This window comes from Serratia sp. Tan611 (assembly GCF_905188235.1).
Lineage (GTDB): Bacteria > Pseudomonadota > Gammaproteobacteria > Enterobacterales > Enterobacteriaceae > Serratia_B > Serratia_B rhizosphaerae.
The window spans coordinates 4,740,616-4,751,960 of the sequence record NZ_LR994655.1 but is presented as its reverse complement, the minus strand read 5'-3'; the positions used below and the strand labels follow the sequence as shown (position 1 = coordinate 4,751,960).

At 58.4% G+C, this 11,345-nt stretch carries 9 protein-coding genes; 3 read left to right on the top strand and 6 right to left on the bottom strand.

Translation table 11 applies throughout. The features are described 5' to 3' along the window. Positions 1-15 precede the first annotated feature (15 nt). Positions 16-717, top strand: coding sequence for a DUF2461 domain-containing protein (locus tag TAN611_RS22435; RefSeq protein ID WP_203067022.1), 702 nt, complete (start codon positions 16-18; stop codon positions 715-717). Between the two features lie 13 nt (positions 718-730). Here the strand turns inward: TAN611_RS22435 and ilvY are convergent, their stop codons facing one another. Further along, positions 731-1,612, bottom strand: a complete 882-nt coding sequence (gene ilvY, locus TAN611_RS22430; RefSeq protein ID WP_105233550.1) for an HTH-type transcriptional activator IlvY — start codon at positions 1,610-1,612, stop codon at positions 731-733. Positions 1,613-1,781: 169 nt separating this feature from the next. On the opposite strand from ilvY, the gene ilvC reads away from it, so the two are divergent. Then, entirely contained in the window at positions 1,782-3,257 is a 1,476-nt protein-coding gene (gene ilvC / locus TAN611_RS22425) for a ketol-acid reductoisomerase (RefSeq protein ID WP_105233018.1), read from the top strand. 44 nt (positions 3,258-3,301) lie between these two features. Here ilvC and TAN611_RS22420 read toward each other — a convergent pair whose 3' ends face one another. Together TAN611_RS22420 and TAN611_RS22415 are read right to left on the bottom strand one after the other, a co-directional pair. Beyond that, complete coding sequence (locus tag TAN611_RS22420; protein ID WP_203067021.1) at positions 3,302-4,027, bottom strand: LuxR family transcriptional regulator; 726 nt, start codon at positions 4,025-4,027, stop codon at positions 3,302-3,304. Between the two features lie 207 nt (positions 4,028-4,234). Then, complete coding sequence (locus tag TAN611_RS22415; RefSeq protein WP_105233016.1) at positions 4,235-5,167, bottom strand: sugar kinase; 933 nt, start codon at positions 5,165-5,167, stop codon at positions 4,235-4,237. 259 nt (positions 5,168-5,426) lie between these two features. Here TAN611_RS22415 and TAN611_RS22410 point away from each other — a divergent pair, with 259 nt between their 5' ends. Then, positions 5,427-7,469 carry an AsmA family protein gene (locus TAN611_RS22410; RefSeq protein WP_111737938.1) on the top strand — a complete coding sequence of 681 codons (2,043 nt, stop codon included), beginning with the start codon at positions 5,427-5,429 and terminating at the stop codon, positions 7,467-7,469. Between the two features lie 7 nt (positions 7,470-7,476). Here the strand turns inward: TAN611_RS22410 and TAN611_RS22405 are convergent, their stop codons facing one another. The 3 genes from TAN611_RS22405 to yhjD form a co-directional block, all read right to left on the bottom strand. Beyond that, a complete protein-coding gene (locus TAN611_RS22405) occupies positions 7,477-8,241 on the bottom strand; it encodes a CDP-diacylglycerol diphosphatase (protein WP_203067020.1) in 765 nt (254 codons plus the stop codon). 87 nt (positions 8,242-8,328) lie between these two features. Further along, positions 8,329-9,651, bottom strand: coding sequence for an MFS transporter (locus tag TAN611_RS22400; RefSeq protein WP_197950458.1), 1,323 nt, complete (start codon positions 9,649-9,651; stop codon positions 8,329-8,331). Between the two features lie 342 nt (positions 9,652-9,993). Beyond that, complete coding sequence (yhjD, locus tag TAN611_RS22395) at positions 9,994-11,001, bottom strand: inner membrane protein YhjD (protein WP_203067019.1); 1,008 nt, start codon at positions 10,999-11,001, stop codon at positions 9,994-9,996. Between the last annotated feature and the right edge of the window lie 344 nt (positions 11,002-11,345).

The following is an 11,345-nucleotide window of genomic DNA, read 5'->3' as shown; positions in this document are numbered from 1 at the left end:
ACAACAGGAGAAACCATGATGCAGTCGTTTGCCGGATTTAGTCAGCAGGGATTGGACTTTCTGCAACAGGTGCGGATTGAAAACGACAAGGCGTGGTTTGAGGCGCACCGCGTGCTGTACGAACAAACGCTGTTAACGCCGTTCCGCCGGCTGGTGGAGCAGCTGGCGCCGGCGATGCTGGCGATCGACCCGCAGTTTGAGACCCGGCCGGCGATCGGCAAAACGCTGTCGCGCATTCACCGCGATACGCGTTTTTCCCACGATAAATCCCGTTATCGCAGCCGCATGTGGCTGACCTTCAAACGGCCGAGCAAAGACTGGAAAGACGCGCCGGTATATTTCTTTGAGCTGGGGCCGGACATGCTGCGCTACGGGTTGGGTTACTACAGCGCCAACAAGCCGACGATGGATCTGTTCCGCCATACGCTGCAGCGGCAGCCGCAGCAGTTTCTGGCGGCGGCTGCCTGCTGCCGGCCGCCGTTCGAGCTGGTGGGGGAGAGTTACAAGCGTCCGTTGGTCAAAGGCCAGGCGGCGGAGATTGCCCACTGGTATCAGCGCAAATCCTTCGCGGTGATGGCCTCGGACCATCAGGTGGAAAAGCTGTTCAGCGCCGATTTGGCGCCGATGCTGACGCAGGCTTTTCAGCAGCTGGAGCCGCTTTACCACTGGCTGATGAAAGTCGAGGCGATGAAGCAGATCGACCCGGCCGATTTATAAACGTCGCGTGGCGCTACAGCAGGCGCCAGAACGCTTCGATCAGCGGATCGCCAAGGCGTTTGCGCTGTACGCAGACCCCCAGTTCAAACGGCTCCACCATCGAGACATTGTCCAACTGCGAGATACGGTTGCGCACCGGCTCCGGGCTGTTGTCCACCACCACGCTGGGGATCAGCGCGATGCCGCAGCCGAGCGCCACCATCGAGACGATGGCCTCGTGGCCGCCGACGGTGGCGTAAATCAGCGGGTTGCTGATGCGCTGCCGACGGAACCACAGTTCGATGCGTTTCCGCGACGGGCCGTGTTCCGGCAGGATAAAGGGAATATTGGCCCAGTCGGGCTGCTCGGCAAAGGCCTGGGTGCGCACCGCGCACGGCAGCGCCGGCGCGATCAGCACCAGCGGAATTTCGCCGATCTTGGTGAAATCGACGCTGCCCGGCAGGCTTTCCGGCCGGCCGGCAATGCCGAGGTCTGCCTCATTGGACTGGATTTTATCCACCGCATCGGCGGCATCGCCGGTAGTGAGTTTGATTTCAACCAGCGGATGCTGGGCGCGAAAGCGGTCAAGGATCGGCGGCAAATGGCTGTAGGCGGCGGTCACCGAGCAAAACAGGCGCAGCTCGCCGCTGAGCGACGGGCCGTGCTGGCCGAGCGCGTGCTTAAGCTGCTGGTACTGCAGCAGCGTCTGCTGGGCGAACACCTTCAGCAATTCGCCGGCGTCGGTCAGTTGTACGGTGCGGTTGTCGCGCAGAAACAGCGGTTTGCCGATGCCCTCTTCCAGCCGCTGTATCTGGCGGGAAAGGGTCGAGGGGCTGACGTGCATCGCCTTGGCGGTGCGGCCGAAATGGCGGCTCTCCGCCAGATGCAAAAACAGCTTTAAATCGCGTAAGTCCATATCAGTATGCTCGCAGCGCTGGCGTTGCATAAAATGCAACGTGATGTTCTTAATATATCAATTTAAGCAACGCAAATCCTGTTATACATTGAGTTTAACGAATCTCCGCACAGACAGGGCGGGGAATGAAAATAACATGTAATACACAACATCTAACTGGAGTAGCACCATGGCTAACTATTTCAACACATTGAACCTGCGTCAGCAGCTGGCGCAATTGGGTAAGTGTCGTTTTATGGCGCGCGACGAATTTGCCGATGAGGCGGGCTACCTGAAAGGGAAAAAAGTGGTGATTGTCGGCTGTGGCGCTCAGGGCCTGAACCAGGGTCTGAACATGCGTGACTCCGGCCTGGACGTGGCATATGCGCTGCGTCAGGAAGCGATCGACGAAAAGCGCGCGTCATGGCGTAAAGCGACCGAGAACGGCTTTAAAGTGGGTACTTATGAAGAACTGATCCCGCAGGCCGATCTGGTGGTTAACCTGACGCCGGACAAACAGCACTCAGCCGTGGTGCGCGCGGTGCAGCCGCTGATGAAAGACGGTGCGGCGCTGGGCTACTCGCACGGTTTCAACATCGTTGAAGTAGGCGAGCAGGTGCGTAAAGACATCACCGTCGTGATGGTGGCGCCGAAGTGCCCGGGCACCGAAGTGCGTGAAGAGTACAAACGCGGTTTCGGCGTGCCGACGCTGATCGCCGTACACCCGGAAAACGATCCGAAAGGCGAAGGCATGGCGATCGCCAAGGCATGGGCGGCGGCGACCGGCGGCCACCGTGCCGGCGTGTTGGAGTCTTCCTTCGTGGCCGAAGTAAAATCCGACCTGATGGGCGAGCAGACCATTCTGTGCGGTATGCTGCAGGCGGGCTCGCTGCTGTGCTTCGATAAGCTGGTGGCGGAAGGCAGCGACCCGGCTTACGCCGAGAAACTGATTCAGTACGGCTGGGAAACCATCACCGAAGCCCTGAAGCAGGGCGGCATCACTCTGATGATGGATCGCCTGTCCAACCCGGCCAAGCTGCGTGCCTATGCGCTGTCTGAGCAGCTGAAAACCATCATGGCGCCGCTGTTCCAGAAGCACATGGACGACATCATCTCCGGCGCATTCTCCAGCGGCATGATGGCCGACTGGGCGGAAGACGACGTGAAGCTGCTGACCTGGCGTGAAGAGACCGGTAAAACCGCGTTTGAAAACGCGCCGCAGTTTGAAGGCAAAATCAGCGAGCAGGAGTACTTCGATAACGGCGTGCTGATGGTGGCGATGGTGAAAGCGGGCGTTGAGCTGGCGTTTGAAACCATGGTGGATTCCGGCATCATCGAAGAGTCGGCGTACTATGAGTCGCTGCACGAACTGCCGCTGATCGCCAATACCATTGCCCGTAAGCGTCTGTATGAAATGAACGTGGTTATCTCCGACACCGCAGAGTACGGCAATTACCTGTTCGCCAACGCCGCCGTGCCGTTGCTGAAAGAGTTTATGACCACGCTGCAGGCGGGCGATCTGGGCAAATCTGTGGCGGGAACCGCGGTTGACAACGCGCAGCTGCGCGACGTGAACGAAGCGGTGCGTAACCACCCGATCGAAGCGGTGGGTCGCAAACTGCGCGGTTATATGACCGATATGAAGCGCATTGCCGTCGCAGGCTAAGCGTCGCAGCACACATACCAGGCCGGCAGAGATTGCCGGCTTTTTTATGGGCTGACGCTTTGCGGCGGCGTAATTAAGCGCCGCTCAGTCCCCAGCCGTATTGCATGTTTGGCATTCAGTACGCCGAACTTTCTCACGGCATTGCCGACATGAAATTTCACCGTGCCGGTTTTAATTCCCAGTATCTGGCCAATTTCCTGATAGGTTTTCCCCATGCTGGCCCAGTATAGGATTTCATTCTCGCGCGGCGACAACATGACTGCGGGCGCCGGCGGCGGGGCAGCCGCCGCGTTGAGAGCTGCGCTGTGGGTATCGACCAACAGCATCTGCAGACGCTGCCGGTGATGGCGCAGCAGTTGCTGTACGCCGTGACGGTTATCCGTCGGCGTACTGAGCGACAGCAGCGTGAGGTGATCGGTGTGATCGTGCAGGACAAAGGTACAGCCGCTGATGATGTCGTAGCGCCGCGACTGGCTGAAAATATGCTCATAATGCGGGGCTTGTGTGGTGACGCAGGTTTCCTGCCAGGAAAAGGGCGCGACCTGATGCCGGCTCGCCTGCACGACGGGATCGCATGCCGGGTAATGATGTTTCTGGTAGAAATCGAGCCAGGGTTCCGGGTAGTCAGAGGTCAGAAACCACTGCCCGGGGCGCAGCTTATCAAGCTGCAGGTAGGCGTATTTTACGCCATGAAAATGGCGCAGCTCACGTTTCAGCCTGTCTCTTATTTTCCCTTCAGCGGCGGCAGCACCGGCTAATATTCCTGACATGACGCACCTCAATACGGCGTTGGCAATCGCGCCCGCGTAAGTAAAGACCCGTAACCTGTACTTTAGTCTAGCTAGGATCGCGGTCAGGAAAATATTTATACTCTGACGCTATAGCACAATAAAAATAGTCACGTATGCTGGAAATGAGCGCCATTAGCATCAGGGAAATTTACCTGCGGGCACGCGGATGCCCGCTTTATCGGCCGGTCAGACCGGCATCGCCGCCCGTGGAATAATCGCGCCGCGGTGTTGAATCACCGTGCTGGCGGTCAGGTGGCCGCGTTCCGCCGCCTGCTGCGGCGCACCGCCGCTCAGCCGTACGGCGAGATAGCCGGCGCTGAATGAATCGCCGGCGGCGGTGGTATCAATCACCTGCTCCTGCGCCAGCTTCACCGCCGCAACCTCCAGTGGCGCCTCATCGTTCAGATAGACCAGACAGGCCTCGGCGCCGCGTTTGATCACGATCTCCTGCACGCCGAAATTGCGGGTGCGTTTGACCACCTGCTCCACCGGCATTTGCCCCCATAACGCATCTTCATCGTCCAGCGTCAGGAACGCCGTATCGGTGCAGGACAGCATCTCGCGATAGGCCTGCTGCGCCTCTTCTCTGTTTTGCCACAGCCGTGGGCGGTAGTTATTGTCGAAAATGACCTGGCCGCCGTTGGCGCGGCATTGATGCAGCAGCGCCATCAGTTTGCGGCGTGCCTCAGAGGAGAGGATCGCCAGGCTGATGCCGCTGAGGTACAGATAATCAAACTGCGCCAGCCGACGGCAAATGGCGTCGGCCTGCGGGCCGTCGAGCCAATAACGCGCGGCGGCGTCGTTGCGCCAGTAGTAGAAGGTACGCTCGCCGGTTTCATCGGTTTCTATCACGTACAGCCCCGGTAGTTTATTCTCCAGCTGCTGTACCAGCGTGGTGTCGATCTCTTCCTGTCGCCAGGCGCGCAGCATTTCCTGACTAAAACTGTCGTTGCCGAGTGCGGTGACATAGTGGACGTTAAGCGCCTGCCGTTCTGTCTGACGGGCGATATAGACGGCGGTATTGAGCGTATCGCCGCCAAAACCACGGCTGAGTCCGGTGCCGTTTTGCGACAGCTCAATCATGCATTCGCCGATAACGGCAATATTTTTGCAAGTCATGATAATCCCTGAATAAAGGTGTGCGGGTTTATGTCAGTCTTACGGCTGCGGGGCGCGGAGTCAATAGAAATGAAATGGTGTTTTAATTTGTTTTTTACGCCGTTCGCCAAACGATCGGTTATTGCTGCTTAATGTGCGCCATGGACGGCGCAGGCCGAAAGGGTGAACTCTGCCGCATCCTTAACTAGGCTTAGGGAGAACGGCCGTCAATCAATCTCCGCCAAACCGGCCGTACGCAACGGATATTAGGGAACTGACAATGAGCAAAACGGGAAAAGTAATCAGCGGGATCGGCGGCGTTGTGCTGCTGGTGATTGTGGCGCTGGTGGTCTTTATCACCACCTTCGACTGGAACCGTCTTAAGCCGACGATTAATGACAAAGTCTCTGCCGAGCTGCAGCGGCCCTTTGCCATCCGCGGCGATCTTGGCGTGGATTGGCAGCGCAAAAAGGAAGAAGGCGGCTGGCGCGCCTGGGTGCCGTGGCCGTACATTCATGCGCAAGATATTGTACTGGGCAATCCGGAAAATATTCCCGGCGATCGTATGGTCAGCCTGCAACGTGTCGAACTCAGCATCGCTCCCCTGGCGTTGTTACATAAAGAGGTGCTGATCCCGCGCATCTGGCTGCAGCGGCCCGACGCACGGTTACAGCGTCTGGCCAATGGCGAGAATAACTGGACGTTCAACCTTGCCAGCGGTGGGCAGGATGACCAGAGCGCGGCGTCAGACTGGTCGGTGAATATTCACGATATCGTGTTCGATCGCGGCCAGATAGCGTTTAAGGACGCTACGCTGAAGGCGGATTTCCAGGCGACGATCGACCCGCTGGGCAAGCCGCTGCCATTTAGCCAGGTCACCGGCAAGAAGGAGGAGGGCCAGGTCATTACGCCGGACTATGTATTCGGCTGGCAGGTAAAAGGCAAATACAACGGCGAACCGCTGAGCGGCAGCGGTAAGATCGGCGGCATGCTGTCGTTACAGAATGCCGGCCTGCCGTTCCCGCTGCAGGCTGATATACGCTCCGGCGCGACCCGCGTGGCGGTAGCGGGCACCTTGACCGACCCGTTAAATCTCGGCGGGCTTGATCTACAGCTGAAGTTTTCCGGCGACAGTCTGGGCAATCTGTATGGCCTGACCGGCGTGCTGTTGCCCAATACGCCGCCGTATGCCACCGACGGACATCTGACGGCCCGTTTGCATGAAAAGGGCGGCGCGGTTTATCGCTATCAAAATTTCAGCGGCAAGATTGGCGACAGCGATATCCACGGCGATCTGCGCTATGTCGCCAGCCGGCCACGGCCGAGCCTGAGCGGTAATGTGCTCTCTAAACAGCTGCGCTTCGCCGATCTGGCGCCGCTGATCGGCGCTGACAGCAATGCAGCCAAGGCCGGCCGCGGCGAGAAAACGCGGCAGCCGGCGGATAAGGCGTTGCCGGTCGCAACGTTTGCCACCCAAAGCTGGGGCGTGATGAACGCCGACGTCAAATTTACCGCCAAACGTATTGAGCATGGCGATGCCTTGCCGTTAAGCGATCTGTACACCCATCTGCGGCTGGAGAACGGCGTGATTCTGCTGGACCCGCTGCGCTTTGGTGTGGCGGGCGGCAACCTGAATTCAACCGTGCGGCTGGACGGCAGCAAGCAGCCGATGCGTGGGCGGATGGATATGCACGCCCGCAATTTCCAGTTGAAGAAACTGCTGCCGAATGTGGAATCGATGAAGCGCAGCCTGGGAGAACTGAACGGCGACGCGAAGTTAACCGGCAGCGGCAACTCGGTGGCGGCGCTGTTGGGCAGCAGCAGCGGCGATCTGCGTCTGCTGGTTAACGACGGTATGATCAGTCGCAGCCTGATGGAGATTCTGGGCCTCAACGTTGGTAATTATCTGGTGGCGCAGATCTTCGGCGATGACGAAGTGGGTATCAACTGCGCGGCGGCAGACGTCGGTATACGTAGCGGCGTGGCTGCGCCGCGGCTGTTTGTATTCGATACCGAGAACGCCATCATCAATATTACCGGCAACGCCAACTTCGCCAACGAACGGCTGGATCTGTCCATCGATCCGGAGAGTAAGGGCATGCGCGTGCTGACGCTGCGCTCGCCGCTGTATGTGAAAGGCACCTTTAAGCATCCGGACGCCGGCGTGAAAGCCGGGCCGCTGATTGCGCGCGGAGCGGCGGCCGTGGCGCTGGGCGTGGTGGTGACGCCGGCTGCCGCCCTGTTGGCGCTGGTGTCGCCCAGCGACGGCGCCGATGCCAATCAGTGCGGGCAGGTGCTCAAGCAGATGAAGAAGAAAAAGTAACTGCGCCTCAGGGACGCGGCTGCAGCAGCGTACAGTCGTGGTCCTGAAGCTCCTCCGCCGAGGCCAGGTTGAGGCGCAGCAGATTGCGCTCGGTGGCCAGCAGCAGAAAATCACCGTTTGGCAAGGCGGTCATCGCCAGGCCGTAGCGCCCCATCTGTTGGCTGGCTCCGGCGACACCGCTCGCCAGCAGGCGAAACGCCCCCTGCTGTGCCAGCTCGCCTGGCGTCACCCGCCGTACCCGATAGTCGTGTTGCAACAACCCGCCGGGCAGCGGCTGCCAGCGTGGGGTGAAGGTTTGTTCTGCCTGCGCCAGACGTTTTTTCACCGTCGGCGCCAGGCAGGAGATATGGATATGCAGCTGGTTTTGCGTGCGGCCATATTCGGAATTGATGGCCAGCGAAATGGCCGCATCGTCGATAGGTTTACCGTATTTTTCCGCCATAAAGCGGCGTGCCTGCCAGGCCAGCAGAAAGAAGTTGGGCGCCGTCGGTGTCAGCAGCTCCGGGCTCTCAATGCCGGTGATTTTTGCCGTCGGCATCAGCAGGTACTGCAACGGGCCATTACGATCTTTAAACACCACGGCGCCGTGCTGCGGGTCGACCTGCGCGCAGGGCGCCGGGTTGTTGTGCTGCTGCTGATTCGGCAGACATTGTTGGCTGACGATGCGCCACAGTGCGTCGGGATGCGCGGGCTTCAGCCAGAGATAGAGCGCAAGAATGACCAGCGCCAATAGGATGAACAGCAGTAATAGCCGGCGGCGCAGTGTCATCATCGGTATCCGAATTGGGAGTAAAGAAGGCAGGATAAACGCTTTTGATGACAGAAAACAGCGGCCCGCAGGGGCGGGCCGCAGAGGTGGTTACAGCGACTGGTGGCGGGTTTCTTTCATCAAAAGCAGGGCGATCAGCGTCAGCGTCGCCATTGCCGCCAGGTACATCCCGACGTAGAACAGGCCATAGTTGGCGTTCAGCCAGGTGGCGATATAGGGCGCGACCGACGCGCCAAGAATTGAGGCGACGTTGTAGGAGAAAGAAGCCCCGGTATAGCGCACTTCGGTCGGGAACAGCTCCGGCAGCAGCGCGCCCATCGGGCCGAAGGTCAGCCCCATAATGCTCAGACCACACAGCAGGAAAGCCATCACCAGCGCCTGATTGCCAGAGCCGAGCATGGTCGGGAACAGGAAGGCGAAGCCGATCATCAGCAGCGTAATCACCACCATGGTTTTACGACGGCCGTAGGCGTCCGCCAGCAGGCCGGCGATAGGCACCATCACGCCAAAACCGATCACCGCCAGCATCAGCATCCACAGGAAACTTTCCCGTGAGTAGCCGAGGCCCAGCGGCTGTGCGGCGGTGCCGTAGGTCATGGAGTAGACGGTCATCAGATAGAACAGCGTATAGGTCGCCAGCATAATGAAGGTGCCCAGAATGGTGACCTTCAGATGTTTGCTGAGCAGGGTGCCGAGCGGGATCTTCACCTGCTTGCCGGCCTTCACCGCTTTGGCGAACACCGGCGTTTCATGCAGGGATACGCGCACGTACAGGCCGATCAACACCAGCACCGCGGAAAGGATAAACGGCAGGCGCCAGCCCCACTCCATAAACTGTTGGTCGGTCAACAGCCAGGAGAGCAGCAGGAAGGTGCCGTTGGCGAAGAAAAAGCCGATCGGCGCGCCCAGCTGCGGGAAGGAGCCGTACAGCGCGCGTTTGCGCGGCGGGGCGTTTTCGGTCGCCAGCAGCGCCGCGCCGCCCCATTCACCGCCGAGCCCCAGACCTTGGCCAAAACGCGCCAGCGCCAGCAGCAGCGGGGCGAAGATGCCGATGGTTTCATAGCTCGGCAGCAGCCCGATCAACACGGTGGAAATGCCCATGGTCAGCAGCGAGGCGACCAACGTAGCCTTGCGCCCGACGCGATCGCCAAAGTGGCCGAAGAGCGCTGAGCCGATCGGACGGGCGACGAAGGCGACGGCAAAAGTCGCCAGCGACTGCAGGGTGGCGGTGGTCGGGTCGCCCTGCGGGAAGAAGATATGCGGGAACACCAATACCGCGGCGGTGGCGTAGATGTAGAAGTCGAAGAATTCGATAGCGGTGCCGATCAGCGAAGCGACCAGCACTTTTCCCCGGGAATTGATTGGTGCGGACGCGTCGTTGGCGTCGGCGGATGTTGTGATGGTGGCTTGCATAGTTATTTCTTATGTTTTCATTATGTAAAAGGCCATCTTATGCCACAGCAAAACCCCTTTTCAATGGCGTAACTTTGTACAATGCGGGAAATAAACGCTTAATAAGATTAAAGTTTTACCTTTGTGTTTATCTGTGGAGTTTAACGTCACAAAAATAAGGCAAAGCAGTGGGAATGGCTGGAAAAGGCGGAAAGAAAAGTAGATGGGTAGTGTGTTGTGCTGCTTTTGGCTGAAACGTCAGCCGTTAGTTAGATTTATATTCTGATATCTGCGCGCTTATTTGGCATAAAAAACCGGTCATAGGCTGATGACCGGTATATTCATGCGGTTGGCCGGCTGCCGTTATGGCTTGGCCGATGGTGATTTATCGTCCTTATACTGCGCGGTGGCGATCCAGGCGGCGCAAAACAGCGTCAGGCGGGCAAAAAAGTAGAAGAAGGCCATCAGGCCGATCACCGATCCAAATGCCGCGCCGGACGGAGATTTTGCCACCTGCGGCAGCGTCATGGTCATCACGAACTTGATCACTTCAAAGCCGATGGCGGCCATCAGCGTGCCGCGGAACAGCGCTTTCTTATTAGGTTTGTGGCGCGGCAGCATCCAGAAAATCCACAGGAACAGCAGATAGTTGGCGAAGATGGAGATGGACAGCGCAATCAGCGTCATCGCCGGGCGCAGCCAGTCGATGCCGTCCAGCCCCAGCGCGCGCACGATGGCCGCCTGCGCCGAACCGGCGATTGAGGTCAGCGACAGCGTGACGATCAGCGCCACCACCAGACCGGTCAGCGAGATAAAGTCGCGGGTGTATTTAAAGTAGATTTTTTCCTGATCCTGCGGATTACGCTCCCAGACGTCGCGCGACTGGGCGCGAATCGCTTCGCGCAGGTTGCCCATCCAGCTGATACCGGAGTAGAGCGCCAGCGCCAGACCGGTCAGGCCGACGGTGGTGCGCTGCTGGATGGCGGTATTGACGGTATTTTTCAGCGTATTGGCCAGCGTTGGGTCGCTGATGCTGCCGACAATTTTGTTGATAAGCTCGGTCAGCAGGTCCTGATTAGAGGCCAGTACAAAGCCTACCGCGGCGAACGACACCATCAGAATGGGGATCAGCGACAGGAAAGAGAAGTAGGTAATGGCGGCGCCGAACTGGCTGCCCAGCCGGTCGTTAAAGCGCTCGGCCGCGCGCAGCAGGTGGGCGATACCCGGTCTGGCCTTGATATGCTCAACCAGACGGGAAAAGCCGGAGATGCCCTTGTCAATTTTGTGGTTCCCGGTCTTGATGTCGATCAGCGGCTTGGCTGATTCTTCCGTTTGGCGCGGTTGGGGAGTGTTCTCGGATCCTGTAGGCATTACGTCACGCTTTCCTTATATAAAAACCTATAACCTTCACCATTATAGCCAAACCGGCCATGGATTTGACCCCGACGAAGGGAATTGGCGTTTTTGCGGGCTTCATGTGCGGTAGCGCACATTAAAAGTGATAAAAACCAGACGCTGAGGTAAATTAGACTGCGCAATTAATCAGCGCGTGTTACCTTATTTATCCCGCTTTTTTTCGTTATGGGATACATCTTGTCAAAGGGCAGACGCTATCTCCATAATTTGCTCATAATTGATGAATAAACCCTTTTTTGGTTTTAAAAAGTTTACACTCCTTCGCATTAATCTATATTCTTGAGCCTATTATTATCTCC

Coding starts and splice junctions, on each gene's coding strand:
- TAN611_RS22435 (WP_203067022.1), top strand. CDS start 16: ATGATGCAGTCGTTTGCCGGATTTAGTCAGCAGGGATTGGACTTTCTG.
- ilvY (WP_105233550.1), bottom strand. CDS start 1,612: ATGGACTTACGCGATTTAAAGCTGTTTTTGCATCTGGCGGAGAGCCGC.
- ilvC (WP_105233018.1), top strand. CDS start 1,782: ATGGCTAACTATTTCAACACATTGAACCTGCGTCAGCAGCTGGCGCAA.
- TAN611_RS22420 (WP_203067021.1), bottom strand. CDS start 4,027: ATGTCAGGAATATTAGCCGGTGCTGCCGCCGCTGAAGGGAAAATAAGA.
- TAN611_RS22415 (WP_105233016.1), bottom strand. CDS start 5,167: ATGACTTGCAAAAATATTGCCGTTATCGGCGAATGCATGATTGAGCTG.
- TAN611_RS22410 (WP_111737938.1), top strand. CDS start 5,427: ATGAGCAAAACGGGAAAAGTAATCAGCGGGATCGGCGGCGTTGTGCTG.
- TAN611_RS22405 (WP_203067020.1), bottom strand. CDS start 8,241: ATGATGACACTGCGCCGCCGGCTATTACTGCTGTTCATCCTATTGGCG.
- TAN611_RS22400 (WP_197950458.1), bottom strand. CDS start 9,651: ATGCAAGCCACCATCACAACATCCGCCGACGCCAACGACGCGTCCGCA.
- yhjD (WP_203067019.1), bottom strand. CDS start 11,001: ATGCCTACAGGATCCGAGAACACTCCCCAACCGCGCCAAACGGAAGAA.